Origin of the sequence: Streptomyces sp. CB02009 (assembly GCF_001905825.1) — a bacterium.
Lineage (GTDB): Bacteria > Actinomycetota > Actinomycetes > Streptomycetales > Streptomycetaceae > Streptomyces.
Genome location: NZ_LIVV01000001.1, coordinates 1,058,819 through 1,071,656, shown reverse-complemented (window position 1 = coordinate 1,071,656; position 12,838 = coordinate 1,058,819). Strand labels below are relative to the sequence as shown.

Sequence of the window (12,838 nt, the reverse complement as noted above, 5' to 3'; positions counted from 1 at the left end):
TCGTCCTCGCTACTTCACCGAGCCGGCCATCACGCCCTGGACGAAGTGCTTCTGGAAGGCGAAGAACACGACCAGCGGGACGACGAGCGACAGGAAGGCACCCGGCGCCAGGACGCCGATGTTGCTGCCGAACTGCCTCATCTGGGACTGGAGCGCCACGGTCAGCGGCTGCGACTCGCTGTCGGCGAAGAGCAGAGCCACGAGCATGTCGTTCCACACCCAGAGGAATTGGAAGATCGCCAGGCTGGCGACGGCGGGCCGGCCGAGCGGCAGGACCAGCCGCAGGAAGATCCGCCACTCGCTGCCGCCGTCCAGGCGTGCCGCCTCCAGCATCTCCTTCGGGATCTCCGCGAAGTAGTTCCGCAGCAGGAAGACGGCGAACGGGAGACCGTACGCCACGTGGAAGAGGATCACTCCGGCGACCGTGCCGAAGAGGCCGACCGCGCCGAAGAGTTTGGCCACCGGCAGCAGGCCGATCTGGACCGGCACCACGAGCAGGCCGACGACCACGAGGAACACCGCGTCCCGGCCCGGGAAGCTCAGCCAGGCGAAGGCGTAGCCCGCGAGGGCCGCGATGCCGACGACGAGCACCGTCGTCGGGACCGAGATCAGGACCGTGTTCCAGAAGGCCGAGACGAGACCGGAGTCCTCGAAGAGGGCGCGGTAGTTGTCGACCGAGAGCTGGGCGGGGTCGACGAGCGACGTCCACCAGCCGTCCGAGGCGTTGTCCTGCTCCGAACGCAGCGAGGAGAGGAAGAGCCCCGCGAGCGGGGTGATCCAGACCAGGGCGACGAGGACCAGGAACGCCTGGGCCACGGTGCTGCCCAGCCATCGGGTCGGCCCGGTCCGACTGCTCGTTCCGGTGTGGCCGCTCATGATCCGCCCTTCCGGAAGCGCCGGATGTTGAAGATCATCGCCGGTACGACGAGGGCGAGGAGCAGCACGCTGAGCGCGCTGCCGAGGCCCTGGTCGTTGCCGCCGCCGAAGGAGACCAGCCACATGCGGGTGGCCAGGACGTTGGCGTCCTCCTGTACGGGTCCCGGAGCGATGATGTAGACGAGGTCGAACACCTTCATGACGTTGATGACGAGCGTCACGAAGACGACGGTGAGTACGGGGGCGAGCAGCGGAACGGTGATCCTGCGGAAGATCTGGCCCTCGGTCGCTCCGTCCACGCGGGCCGCCTCCAGGGCGTCGCGCGGGATGGCCGCGAGTCCCGCGCCGATCAGGACCATCGAGAATCCGGTCCAGACCCACAGGTACGCGCCGATGATGGCCGCGGTGACCAGGCCGGGTCCGAGCCAGTCGACGCCGGTGTAGCCGGCGGCGAAGTTGGAAGCGGGGATCCGCAGCGTGTAGGCCTCGTCGCCGAGGTCGGCGAAGCGGAACGAGCCGTCGTCACCGGTCTCCGTGGATCCGACGACCGTGCCTCCGCGCAGCACCTCGACCGTCACGCCGGGAAGGCCCTTCTCCTTGGCGTCGATCTGGCCCTGCCGGCCGCCCGTTCCGGGGGTGAAGTCCAGGTAGACGGCTCCCGCCAGGCTTCCCGCCGCCGGCTCCGGCGTCCGCGCGGGTGCCGCCCGCGGTGGCACGGCCTGGGGGGCGACGCCGACGAAGGGCAGGGCGACGCCTCCTCCGGGACGGACCTCGGCGGTCGTGTAGCCCTCGCCCGGGCTGCCGTCGAGGCCCTTGCCCTCACGAGCCCGTGCCGTCGGGTACGGGGACGGTTCGACGAACGCGTCGTGGACGCCGACGACCGCCGCGTTGAGCACGCCCCGGTCGGGGTTCTGGTCGTAGGCGAGGCGGAAGATGATGCCCGCGGCGAGGAAGGACACGGCCATGGGGAGGAACAGGACGAGCTTGAACGCGGTGGCCCACCGCACCTTCTCGGTGAGGACGGCGAGGACGAGTCCGAGCCCGGTGAGGAGCACGGGTGCGACGACCACCCAGATCACACTGTTGCGGAGGGCCTTCCGCGTCGCCGGGTCCTGGAACATCTCCAGGTAGTTCCCGGCGCCCACGAAGCGGTCGCCGCTCGCGTCGAAGAGACTGCGCCCGACGGAGTACACGACCGGGTAGACGACCAGTGCTCCCAGGAGCAGCAGGGCCGGGAGGACGAAGAGCGCGCCGAGGAGGCGCCTCCTGCGCAGGGCACGGCGCCGCGGGTTCGCCGCGGCGCGTGCCTTCGGGGTGTCGGCCATGACCCGGCGGCCTCAGTTCCCGTACGCCTTGGCCGCCGCGGCCTCCAGAGCCGCCGCGGTCCCCTTCGGATTCGAGGGGTCGCGCAGGAAGTCCTGGAGGATCTTCCACTCGCCGGCGCCCTTGGTGCCGCCGAAGGCCGCGGGGGCCTGGTCGGACATGTCGAAGCGGACCGAGTCTCCGGCGGCGACGAGGGACGCGGCCGTGGCGCGTGTGGTGGCGTCGCCGTAGGCCTCGGGCTTGACGTTCTTGTTCGGGGAGAGGAAGCCGCCGGCCCCGGCCCAGACCTCGGCCGCCTCCGGTGTGGCGAGGAACTCGACGAGCTTCATACCGGCCTCGGCGTTCTTGGCGTCCTTGAGGACCACCGCGGCGTCCCCGCCGCTGACCACGGGCGGGGCGCCCGCGCCGACCGCGGGGAACGGGAAGAACTTGGCGTCCTCGCCGGGCTTCTTGCCGAACTCGTCCTTGGCGACACCGCCGACGAAGTCGCCCTCGTAGACCATGCCGGCCTCGGGCTCCGGCCCGAAGACCTTCTCGACGGAGCCGGGGAAGTCGGTCTGCAGGGCCCCCTGGGCTCCGCCGGCCACGAGTTGCTTGTCCTTGAAGACCACGGCGAGCGTCGACAGGGCCGTGACGACGCTCTCGTCCGTCCACTTGATCTTGTGCTGGGCGAGCTGGTCGTACTTCTCCGGTCCGGCCTGGGAGAGGTAGACGTTCTCGAACCAGTCGGTCAGCGTCCAGCCGTCCTCACCGGCGACCGCGAAGGCGGGCCGCCCGGAGTCGGCGAGCGTCCGTCCCGCCGTCAGGAGCTCGTCCCAGCTCTTGGGCTCGTTCACCCCGGCCTGGGACAGCGCCTCGGGGGCGTACCAGATGGTGGATTTGTGGGCGGCCTTGAAGTAGAGGCCGTAGTACTTCCCGTCGACCGTTCCGTAGTTCTTCCAGACGGGCGCCAGGCCCGCGGTGGCGGTCCCCGCGGTCTTCTCGGACAGCGGCCGGAGCCAGCCCGCCTTGGCGAACTGCTGGAGCACGCCGACCTGCGGGACGAGCACCACGTCGGGGGCGTTGCCGCCCTCGATCTTGCTGCCGACGAAGGTGGAGACGTTGTCGCCGGAGGGCACGAACACGGTCTTGGCGCCGGTCTTCTCGCTGAAGGCGTCGAGCACCTTCTTGAAGTTCTTCTGCTCGCTGCCGGTCCAGACACCGGCGACGGTGACGGTCTTTCCGCTGAGTTCGCCGTCGGCGGCGGGTTCGGCGTCTCCGCCGCAGGCGGTGACGGTGAGCGCCAGGGCCAGCACGACGGAGACACTGCCGGCGGTACGGACGGTTGTCGCGGCGGATCGTCTCATGACGGTCCATCCTTCCTTCGGGAGCGGGACGGGGCGGTGCGGTGCGGAGTGGCGCGGGTCGGGAGTCAGGGGTGTAGGGAGTCGGAGGTGTTCGGGAGTCGGGGGTGTCAGGAGTCGGGGGTGTCGGTGGACCACCAGGCGGCCGTCGCCCCGGGGAGTTCACCGGCCGGGCAGGGTCCGCTGGCGAGCAGCGGCGCACCGGGCACCGGGGCGGGGACCGTCTCGGTGCCGAAGTTCACGGCACAGACCAGTCCGTCGCCACGAACCATCGCGAGGACCTGGGGCGGCGCCTCCAGCCAGCGCAGCGGCCCCTCGCCCAACTGGGGCAGCACTCGCCGCAGTTGGAGCCCTTCGCGGTAGAGGTGCCAGAACGACCGGGTGTCGGCGAGGGCGCGGTCGGTGGCGTACTCGGCGAACCACTCCGGCTGCGGCAGCCAGGTGCGCACCCCGGCCGCGCCGTCGCTGAAGCCGAAGGGGGACGCCTGGCCCGACCAGGGAAGCGGGACGCGGCAGCCGTCCCGGATCCTGGCGCGGCTTCCCGTACGGCGGAAGATGGGGTCGGTCAGCACGTCGTCCGGCAGGTCGAGCACCTCGGGCAGTCCGAGTTCCTCACCCTGGTAGACGTAGGCGGCGCCCGGGAGCGCGAGCATGAGGAGCGCCGCGGCGCGGGCCCGTGCGGCGCCGACGTGTTCGGCGCCGGGGCCGCCCGCGTACCGGGTGACGGTGCGGACCTGGTCGTGGTTGTTGAGGACCCAGGTGACCGTCGAGCCCGTGCCGGCGATGTCGCGGAGGGCCTCGTCGATGACGGCGCGGAAGGCGGCGGCGTCCCAGGGAGCGCTGAGCAGGTCGAAGAAGAACGCCTGGTGCAGCTCGTCCGGCCGTACGTACAGGGCGTGTTCACGTGCGGTCGGCACCGACACCTCGCCCACGAGCAGGCGCTCGATGCCGTCGCGCGCGGTGTACTCCTCGCACACGGCGCGCCAGCGGCGCCACACGTCGTGGACCTCGGGCTGGTTCCACGCCAGGGGGTTGACCGAGTCGCGGGTGCGCTCGTCCGCCGTCGGGTCGTCCGAGTCGGGGAGAGCGGGGTCCTTGTAGAGGCCGGCGGCGACGTCGATGCGGAAGCCGTCCACGCCGCGGTCCAGCCAGAAGCGCAGCACCTGCTCGAAGTGCTCGCCCACGCGCGGGTCGCGCCAGTTGAGGTCCGGTTGTTCCGGGGTGAAGAGGTGGAGGTACCACTCGCCGGGAGTGCCGTCCGGTTCCGTGACGCGGGTCCAGGCGGGACCGCCGAACATGGCGTGCCAGTTGTTCGGCGGCTCGTCGCCGTTCGGTCCGCGGCCCGGTGCGAAGTGGAACCGTGACCGGGCGCGGCTCCCGGGTCCTGAGGCCAGGGCCTCGCGGAACCACCGGTGCTCGGCCGAGCAGTGGTTGGGAACGATGTCGATCAGCAGCTTGAGGCCGAGGCGATGGGCCTGGGCCACCAGGCGTTCGAACTCGGCGAGGTCGCCGTACACGGGGTCGACGTCCTGGTAGTCCGCGACGTCGTAGCCGTGGTCGTGCTGCGGAGAGGGGTAGAACGGGCTCAGCCATATGCCGTCGACGCCGAGCTTCCTCAGGTAGGGAAGGCCGGCGCGGACGCCGGCCAGGTCTCCGACGCCGTCCCCGGTGCTGTCGAGGAAGCTGCGGACGTAGACCTGGTAGATCACCGCGTCCCGCCACCAGGGGGCGGTGGCGTGGGCGCGGGGAGAGCGGCCGGCATGGGCCGCAAGCGTGCTGAGCATCTCGCGTCGACCTGTCTGCAGTGAAGGCGGGAGCACCCGGTGGGGGGCCTCTGCTATGCATTCATGTTAAGTAGCAATGACGAGGCCGTGTCAACGATGCTGCAGAACTGGCTTACAAGAAAGCCTCATTGGGGAGGCAACGAGAGGGATGAGCCGTGGCAGAGTGACGGCCGCTATCTAACAAGTAACTACTGCTCGGGTGAGGAAGGAAGGACCTCGGGAGGCTCAGGAACCGCTGGAGATGGCGCCCAGCTCGCGCGTCAGTCGCCGCACGGCTTCCTCAGGCGTGTCGCGGAGCGCCAGCACGTCCTGTCCGATCGCCTGGACGACCAGGCTCACCTGGTCGTACCGCGCGCTCTTGGGGCGGGGCACGGCCGCGAGCACGCTCTCCCGGAGGATCGGGAGATAGGGGTGGGCGGCGACGAGGGCCGGGTCGTCGTAGAGCGAGGCCCGCACCGGCGGCAGGGCGCCCCGGGTCAGGACCTGCCGCTGGACCGGCTCGCTGGTCAGGTACGCGAGGAAGTCGGCGGCCGTGGCGGCGTGCTTCGAGCGGGCGGACACGGCGAGGTTCGATCCGCCGAGCACGCTCGTGCCCAGCCCGTCGAGGCCGGGCAGCGGCACGGCGCCGATGCGTCCCGCGACCTTGGATCCCGGGCCGTTGGCGTCCGTGTAGACGTACGGCCAGTTCCGCAGGAAGAGGAGGCGGCCCTCCTCGAAGGCGGCCCGGGACTCCTCCTCCTTGTACCGCAGGGCCTCGGCGGGTATCCAGCCCTCGCGCAGCCCGTCCGCGAGGAACGCGAGGCCCGCCCGCGCCGCGTCCGAGTCGACCGCGACCGTCGTGCCGTCGTCGCGCAGGACGGTGCCGCCCGCGGACTGGATGGCCTCGGTGACGTTCACGGTCAGCCCCTCGTACGGGAGGAACTGGCCCGCGTACCCCCCGATGCCGTGCCGGGGAGCGAGGGTGCGTGCCTGTCGGGCCAGCTCGGCCCAGGTCCTCGGCGGCTTCTCGCCGGCCGCGTCCAGGATGTCCTTGCGGTAGTAGAGCAGCCCCGCGTTGGTCACGTACGGGACGGCGTACAGCCTGCCCTCGAACGTGGCCGTGTCGACCACGGGGCGTAGGAAGGCGTCGAGTGCGAAGCGGTCGCGGTCCAGGGGCCTGATCAGCCCTGCCGCGGCGAACTCCGAGGTCCAGGCCACGTCGAGGTTGAGCACGTCGAACCGGCTGCTGCCGGAGCGCAGTTCGCTGAGCATCTGCGCGCGGGTCTCGTCGGCCGACTCCGGCAGTTCGACGAGGGTGACCGGCTCGGCCGGGTGCCTGCCGTTCCATGCGTCGACCAGCGGCGACAGATAGCGGGTGAGGTCTCCCGCCGTGACGAACGTCAGCGGTCCCCGGCCTGCGGCCGAGGGCTCCACGGGGCGCTGCGCGACGCCGGAGTACCCGGCCAGCACGATCGCCACCGCGAGAATCCCCCACCTCACGGTCCGTATCCACCGCACAGGTTCCTCCCGGACGTCGTCCCGGACACGACGTGGACCATCGTGGCATAGGTCGAGTCAGGGGAATCGGCGATACTGGACCGCCAGATGACAGCGCCGTCACCTGGTCCTACGGTCTCAGGTCCGGCATCGGGTTCCGGAACGACACAGAAGGGGGAGCGTGTGCGGCAGCAGCTGCTGGCACTCCTCACCCGGGGCCCAGCCCACGGTTACGAGCTCAAGCAGGGCCTTGAACAACTCCTCGGCTCCGCATACCCTCAGCCGAACGTCGGCCAGGTCTACGTGACGCTCGGCCGGCTGGAGAAGAGCGGTCTCATCGAGGGTGAGGATGTCGAACAGTCCGGTCGCCCCAACAAGCGGACGTACCGGTTGACGGAAGCGGGGCGGGAGGCCGTCTCCGCGTGGTTCGAGGAGACCGCCGACGAGCCGAGGGTCCGCGACGAGTTCTTCATGAAGCTCGCGCTGGCCCCGCTGTCGGGACTCGCCGATCCGATCACCCTGATCAACAGGCAGCGGCGCCGGCACCTGAACACCATGCGCACCCTCTCCAGGCTCGCCGCTTCGGAGGACCGCGGCAACAAGATCGCCCAGCTTCTGATCGAGGGTGCCATGCTGCATCTGCAGGCCGACCTCGACTGGCTGGAGCGTTGTCAGGAGGAGCTGGAATGACAGAAGGTCCCACCGCGGCGCCCCCACAGGACGCGATCGTGCGTGCCGAGGGTCTGACGAAGACCCATCACGGCGACAGCGCGCCCGTCCAGGCGGTACGAGGTGTGGACCTGACCGTGCGGCCGGGTGAGTTCGTCGCGATCACCGGCCCGTCCGGAGCGGGGAAGTCGACCCTGCTGCACCTCGTGGGCGGTCTCGAACGGCCCGACAGCGGGCACTTGTGGCTGGCCGGGGAGAAGGTCGACGGATACTCGGAGGCCCGCTGGGCGATGCTGCGCCGACGCCACATCGGCATCGTCTTCCAGTTCTTCAACCTGGTCTCCAACCTCACCGTCGCCGACAACATCGAACTGCCGGCCCTCCTCGCCGGGGTCTCTCCCCGGCAGGCGCGGCGGAGCAGGACGGAACTCCTCCAGGAGCTCGGTCTGGAGGGCAGGGACCGCTCGATGCCGGGAGAGCTCTCCGGGGGCGAGCAGCAGCGGGTCGCGCTCGCCCGCGCCCTGGTCAACAACCCGGCGCTGCTGCTGGCCGACGAGCCCGCGGGGAGCCTCGACAGCAAGGGGACCCGCGACGTCACGCGGCTGCTCTCGCGTTTCCACCGGCGGGGCCAGAGCATCCTCATGGTGACCCACGACGCCCGCATGGCCAGTGCGGCGGACCGGGTCATCAGCTTCTTCGACGGACGGACGGCCGACGACGCGGCCCTCGGCGACGGCGGCACCGCACGTCCGGGAGTGTCCGGCGTCCTCGAACTGCGAGACTGAGGCGGTACGTCGTGCGGGCCATTCTGCGGTGGGCTCACTCCGACCTGCGCGCCCATCGGGGCGAGGCGCTGTTCGCCGTCCTGGCGAGTGCCGGTGTGATCGTCTCGTTGCTGCTGTCCGCGGCGCTGCTCAGCTACGCCGTCAATCCCTGGCAGCGGGTGTTCAACCAGTCCCAGGGCGCGCACATCTGGCTGCACACCCGCGGCGCCCCCGACCCCTCCTCGCTCGGCTCGCTCGCCTCCCTGGACGAGGTCGCCGCTCTGTCGGGCCCCTTCCGGACGGCCGACGCCACCGTCGAGGCGGCCGGCGCGCGGGCGCCGGTCGTCCTGCGGGGCGCGGCGCCCCGACCGTCCGCGGTGGCCCGCCCCCTCGTCACCGAGGGACGCTGGCTGTCGTCGGGGACCACCGGCGGCCGGCCGGGCGAGATCGTGCTGGAGAGCACACTGGCGCGGGCGCTGTGGGCCGACCCCGGCGAGACCGTGACGGTCGCAGGCGACGACGGCGCACCGCTGTCCCTGCGGATCGTGGGCATCGCGGAGAGCGCCGAACCCCTCTACCGGGCCGGCCAGGGAGCGGGCCTCGCCTGGGTGCTGCCCGGAGAGCTGGACCAGGTGGCCCCGACCGGTGCGGGACAGAGCCTCGGGCTGCGGCTCAAGGACCCGGCCGACACCGACTACGTCGTCCAGCGCGCCGTGACGCTCCTCGGCGCCCACCGGGTCGAGCGCGTGACGAACTGGCAGGAGGCCAGGGCGGACAGGGGCGGCGACGACCGGCTGCTCGGGCAGATGTTCGCCGCCTTCGGCCTGGCCGCCCTCTTCGCGGCCGCGGTGGCCGTCTCCGGAGCGGTACGGGCACGGGTGCGGGGCCAGCTCAGGGACATCGCGGTGCTGAAGGCCATCGGCTTCACCCCCGGCCAGGTGACGCTGGGCTTCCTCGTCCAGCACCTGGGCTTCGCGGTCCTCGGCGCCGGGCTCGCCACGGCGGCGACCCTGACGCTCGGGCGGTGGATACCGGGCAGGATCGGGGAGGCCGTGGTCCTGTGGCCCGAGATGCCCTGGCACCGGGCGATCGTGGCCGGGCTGCCCGGCGCCGCGGTCCTTCTCATCGGCGCCGCCACCGGGCTCGCCGCCTGGCGGGCCGGCCGCGTGCCGCCCGTCCCCACCGCCAGGTCGGCGCTGCTCACCGCCGCCCCGATCACGCCCCTGGGCCGCCGCGCCATCGCGCTGCGCCTGTCTCCTGCGCTGGTTCTCGGCTGGCGCTCGGCGTTCTCCGGCCGGGGCCGCGACCTGTGGTCGATCACCAGGCTCGCTCTCCCCATCGCCCTGATGACCGTGGCCCTCGTCGCCTGGTCGACACTCGAACAGTTCCGCAGCGACCACGCCCAGATGGGCCGCGCCGCCGCCCTGACCGTACGCGCCGAGCAGCCCGGCCCCGGGGACGACCCGGCACTCGTACGCGCCCTGTCCTCGGTCCCGGGCGTCGAAGACGTCTTCCCCGGGGCGGAGTTCGTCGCGCTGGTCCCCGGCCAGACCGGGACGATCACCCTGCGGGGTCTGGGCAGCCGGACACGGCCGTACCCGCACACCGTCGTCGAGGGCCGCGCGCCGACCGGCCCGGACGAGGCGGTCGCCGGGCAGGGACTCCTCGACCTGCTGGGCGTACGGGTCGGCGAGTGGGTCCGTATGACGGTCGAGGGGCGTCCCCGGATCCTGCACATCGTGGGCCGCAGCCTCGAACCCGACCAGGGCGGCCGGGTGATCTCCACCCCGCTCGACAGCCTCAGGGACGACGTCCCGGCGATGAGCGCGCGGTTCCACGCGCTCGTCCTCCGGCCGGGGGCCGACCCCCGGGAGGTGGCCGCCACTGTCTCCGGGTCGGCCTCCGGAGCGCTGGAGGTCCGTGAGACCCCCACCCCCGCGGACCGGCTGGACACCCCGCGCGGAGTGATCGCGGCGCTCATCGCCGTGCTCGCGTTCATCGCCCTCGTGGAGCTGCTCACCCTGATCAGTACGGGGGTACGCGCCCGGCTGCGCGACCTCCTGGCCCTGCGGGCCATCGGCCTCACCCCCCGCCAGATCGGCTCGGTGACCGTCACGGCGGCGGCCCTCACGACACTGGTCTCCGCCCTCCTGGGCACCGGGGCCGGAGCGGCGGTCGGCCGGTGGCTCGTCGACGAGGAGGGCCGCTCCAGCGGTATCGGCGCGGGCATCGCCCATGTGCCCTCGCCGCTCGTCCTGGTGGCCCTGATCGCCACGGCGACCGCGGTCGGCGCGGCGGCCGCGCTGGCACCCGCCGTGAGGACCGCACGCCGCCGCCTCACCGACTCGGCGAGCGAGACGTTCTAGGGGGTGTCGGCCTCGGCGATCCTGTTCAGGTCACGCCAAGACGGCTGGTTCGTACGAGGGCTGTAACAGACTCGGGCTGCTGGTGGACCCATCGCTCCTCGCGGCAACAATACCGGTGTCGCTTGCACAGGGACCGGCTTCGGACCGGTCACGGGGGAAGAGAGAACGGAATGAACTCGAAGACAGCCAGGGCCGGTTCACCGCGTCGGGGTCTGCGCGGCGCCGTCCTGGGCGCGGCCGTGGTCGCGGCGCTGCTCACGACCACCGCCTGCCAGGGCGACGACGGCGACGCCGCCGCGAAGGCGTCCGCCTCCGCCCCGTCGAGCGCGGCCCCCTCGGGCTCCGCTTCGGCGGGCGGGAGCACTCCGGAGACCACCGCGCCCACCGGCGATTCCGGGACCGGCAGCGGCAGCCCGACGGCCACCGGGACCGGGGACAGCGGTGAGACCGGCGGCGGCAACGGCACGGCGTACGAGGACTGCACGGCGGACGGGCTCAACACCGAGGTCGAACTCCAGGACGAGCGCGGGAAGACCCCCCGCCACTTCCTGCTGACCGTCACCAACACCGCGAAGACGCCGTGCGTCCTCAACGACGCGCCGATGATCCGGCTCAAGGCGGGCAACGACGCCCCGATCGTCGAGTCGCTCGGGGAGCCGGACACCGAGCCCGTGGTCGTCGAGGGCGGCGGCAAGGCCTACGCCGGGCTGTACGTCTTCGGGAACGACGAGGGGGGCGAGGCGGAGTACGACCAGTCGGACCGCTTCACCGCGACCCTGGTCGCCGGTGAGGGCACCGAGCTGCGGGGCACGCTCGTCTTCGACCTGCCCGGCGGCCTCGGCACGGTCTCGGTCGACGACGCGGCGCGGGTGAACGGCTGGGCCGGCACCGAGGGTCTTGCGATGCGCCCGATCACCCAGCTCTGAGGGGTGGTCCAGGGACCGCCGTCGTACCCACTCGCCGAGGGGTACGACGGCGGTCCCGCGCGCCCACGGGCCGGGGCGCGTGTCAGTGGGTGCCGGACCCGCCGAGCCAACGGCGCAGCGCGATGTGGGTCGTGTCGTCGAGGGCGCACAGCACGTCGATGGCGTCGAGATCGCCCGGCCGGGGCGCGATGCCCGCCGCGGTGAGCGTGGCGTGCAGTTCCAGCCGGCGGCGGTCGGCCGGCTCCAGACCGTGGCGCGACCCGCCCGAAGACGCGGGCTCCGGCTCGGACCAGTCGTCGAACTCCATGATCCCGCGGGTGGCCGACGCCTCCCCGGGCAGGTCGTCGAGGTCGTGCACGGCGGGAAAGCGGTAGGGGTCGAGATCCGACAGTGCGCGGGGACCCGTGGTGAGCGCCTGGAACTCGGTCATGAGCGTCTCCTCAGTCGTCGTGCAACGTTCGTGCAGGGAACGACGACACGGGTGCCGGGGCCCGTTGCGATCCGGCGGGAAACCCACCCGGATGTCCCCTACGCCATCTCGTCACAAGTGAGAAGAGCCGACGAACGCCGGGCACCGCCCCGAGCGGTGTCCTCGCCGACCCGGCGCGCATGTTGCCGGGGTGTGGCGGAGTCATGGCGGGCTCGTGGCGGCCGCGCCCGGTGCGGGGTCCGCGCGGCGGCGCGCGTCTAGCATCCGGGGGACGGTCCCGCCGCTGCCGGTGCGGGGCCGTACCCGGTCACCGCCAAGGGCAGGTTCGTCATGAGTACATCCCGCACCCTCACCGTCGGCGAAGCCGAGGCCCGGCTGGCCGAGCTGAACGTGGTGGACGTCCGCACCCCGGGCGAGTTCGCGTCCGGCCGGCTGCCCGGCGCCGTGAACGTCCCCCTGGAACGCATCGAGGACACGGTTTCCGAACTGCGGGACGCGACCACGAGCAGGCCACTGCTGCTGGTGTGCGCCTCCGGCGCCCGCTCCGAGAAGGCCGTCGCGGCTCTCGCCTCCCACGGGGTCGCCGCGGCGAGTCTCACCGGCGGCACCCGGGGATGGGCCTCGGCCGGCCATCCGCTCGAGTACCCGCAGGGACCCGTGCGCAGGGTCTGGGGGATGGAGCGTCAGGTGCGGTTCACCGCAGGGGCGCTGGTGCTGCTCGGCCTGGCTCTCGGGCTGCTCGTCCACCCCGCGTTCCAGCTGCTCCCGGCGGGGATCGCCGGGGGCCTGGTCTTCTCGGCGCTCACCGACACCTGCGGCATGGCGGTGGTCCTGGGCCGGCTCCCCTTCAACCGGCGCGGGGCGGCATCGCCCGGCTGACG

The 12,838-nt window shown here is 72.1% G+C and carries 11 protein-coding genes; 5 read left to right on the top strand and 6 right to left on the bottom strand.

Translation table 11 applies throughout. The annotated features are described in order from the left end of the window. Positions 1 to 9: 9 nt before the first annotated feature. The 5 genes from AMK27_RS04745 to AMK27_RS04725 form a co-directional block, all read right to left on the bottom strand. A complete protein-coding gene (locus AMK27_RS04745) occupies positions 10 to 876 on the bottom strand; it encodes a carbohydrate ABC transporter permease (RefSeq protein ID WP_073902722.1) in 867 nt (288 codons plus the stop codon). Next, complete coding sequence (locus tag AMK27_RS04740) at positions 873 to 2,201, bottom strand: ABC transporter permease (protein ID WP_073902721.1); 1,329 nt, start codon at positions 2,199 to 2,201, stop codon at positions 873 to 875. Before AMK27_RS04740 ends, AMK27_RS04745 begins: the two co-directional genes overlap by 4 nt. Positions 2,202 to 2,213: 12 nt before the next feature. Next, positions 2,214 to 3,545, bottom strand: a complete 1,332-nt coding sequence (locus AMK27_RS04735; protein WP_073902720.1) for an ABC transporter substrate-binding protein — start codon at positions 3,543 to 3,545, stop codon at positions 2,214 to 2,216. A 107-nt stretch (positions 3,546 to 3,652) separates the two neighbouring features. Then, on the bottom strand, positions 3,653 to 5,326 hold the full coding sequence (locus AMK27_RS04730; RefSeq protein ID WP_073902719.1) for a glycoside hydrolase family 13 protein: 1,674 nt from the start codon (positions 5,324 to 5,326) through the stop codon (positions 3,653 to 3,655). Positions 5,327 to 5,551: 225 nt separating this feature from the next. Continuing rightward, positions 5,552 to 6,823, bottom strand: a complete 1,272-nt coding sequence (locus AMK27_RS04725) for an ABC transporter substrate-binding protein (protein ID WP_073902718.1) — start codon at positions 6,821 to 6,823, stop codon at positions 5,552 to 5,554. Between the two features lie 162 nt (positions 6,824 to 6,985). On the opposite strand from AMK27_RS04725, the gene AMK27_RS04720 reads away from it, so the two are divergent. From AMK27_RS04720 to AMK27_RS04705, 4 genes are all read left to right on the top strand, one after another. Continuing rightward, positions 6,986 to 7,492 (top strand): PadR family transcriptional regulator, encoded by a 507-nt coding sequence (locus tag AMK27_RS04720; protein ID WP_073902717.1) that lies wholly within the window; start codon positions 6,986 to 6,988, stop codon positions 7,490 to 7,492. Then, complete coding sequence (locus AMK27_RS04715; protein ID WP_073902716.1) at positions 7,489 to 8,256, top strand: ABC transporter ATP-binding protein; 768 nt, start codon at positions 7,489 to 7,491, stop codon at positions 8,254 to 8,256. Before AMK27_RS04720 ends, AMK27_RS04715 begins: the two co-directional genes overlap by 4 nt. An 11-nt stretch (positions 8,257 to 8,267) precedes the next feature. Next, positions 8,268 to 10,601, top strand: a complete 2,334-nt coding sequence (locus AMK27_RS04710) for an ABC transporter permease (RefSeq protein WP_073902715.1) — start codon at positions 8,268 to 8,270, stop codon at positions 10,599 to 10,601. 170 nt (positions 10,602 to 10,771) lie between these two features. Then, positions 10,772 to 11,527 (top strand): DUF4232 domain-containing protein, encoded by a 756-nt coding sequence (locus tag AMK27_RS04705; RefSeq protein WP_073902714.1) that lies wholly within the window; start codon positions 10,772 to 10,774, stop codon positions 11,525 to 11,527. 82 nt (positions 11,528 to 11,609) lie between these two features. Here the strand turns inward: AMK27_RS04705 and AMK27_RS04700 are convergent, their stop codons facing one another. Continuing rightward, entirely contained in the window at positions 11,610 to 11,957 is a 348-nt protein-coding gene (locus AMK27_RS04700) for a hypothetical protein (protein ID WP_073902713.1), read from the bottom strand. A 330-nt stretch (positions 11,958 to 12,287) separates the two neighbouring features. Here AMK27_RS04700 and AMK27_RS43430 point away from each other — a divergent pair, with 330 nt between their 5' ends. Continuing rightward, positions 12,288 to 12,836: a rhodanese-like domain-containing protein gene (locus AMK27_RS43430; RefSeq protein WP_073902712.1), complete on the top strand. Its 549-nt coding sequence runs from the start codon at positions 12,288 to 12,290 to the stop codon at positions 12,834 to 12,836. The last annotated feature ends 2 nt before the right edge of the window (positions 12,837 to 12,838 follow it).